Origin of the sequence: Micromonospora radicis (assembly GCF_003583405.1) — a bacterium.
GTDB classification, from domain to species: domain Bacteria; phylum Actinomycetota; class Actinomycetes; order Mycobacteriales; family Micromonosporaceae; genus Micromonospora; species Micromonospora radicis.
Genome location: NZ_QXEC01000067.1, coordinates 1 through 735, shown reverse-complemented (window position 1 = coordinate 735; position 735 = coordinate 1). Strand labels below are relative to the sequence as shown.

Sequence of the window (735 nt, the reverse complement as noted above, 5' to 3'; positions counted from 1 at the left end):
TACCGTCGGGCAGTTCGCCGTCTGCGCTCCGGCGGGGGTGGCGCTGTCGTTCGCCGAGGCCAGCGTCAGACCGGCTCCCAGCAGCGTCACCGCGAGGAGGCCGACGCCGCCGACCTTCAGGGCCGCGTGCTTGCGCTCTCGTTGCGTACGCCTGACCATCTGTCTCTCCTCATGATTGACCCGCCCGGCGGCTCGACATGGTCGCTCCGCCCGGCTGATACGCGTGGATGCGGTGCGGGAGACCGACGGCGACCTGCCCGTCGGCGCCCTTCCGGGGTGATCGTCGAACCCGCGTCGGGAGCGCTCCCGCCGCAGGTCCGAACGTGGTGTGTGTTCGGTCGTGGATACGGGGAGCCCGCGCGAACGGTTCAACGGGTTCGGCGGGAGCTGGGCGCGGCGGTCCGCGTCGGAGGGCGTCGGTGCGGGGCGCGACGATCACGATCTTGCCGTTAGTCTGCGTGTTCATGAGAGTCCGGGCGTTGACCGTGGTCCCCGTCGTCCTCGCGGTCGTACTGATCGCTGCGACTCCGGGTGTCGCGACGGTCACCGAAGGTGCCGTTCCAGCGGTGCCGCCCGGCCCGACACCGTCCGGCGCCGCACCGCCGCCGGTGCCCGCGTCTCCCGCCGTGCCCTGCCCGAAGGCGGTGGCGCCGAAGGTGGTCCGTTCACCGCGGCCCACCCCACCGCCGTCGGTGCCCGAGCACCGTGTGGTCGGCGGAGACACGCTCGCCACTG

Annotated in this window: 1 pseudogene; it reads left to right on the top strand. The window is 72.7% G+C overall.

Annotation, left to right across the window (positions count from 1 at the left end):
- Nucleotides 1–464: 464 nt before the first annotated feature.
- Nucleotides 465–735: pseudogene (locus D2L64_RS28165) on the top strand (hypothetical protein); the annotation flags it as partial.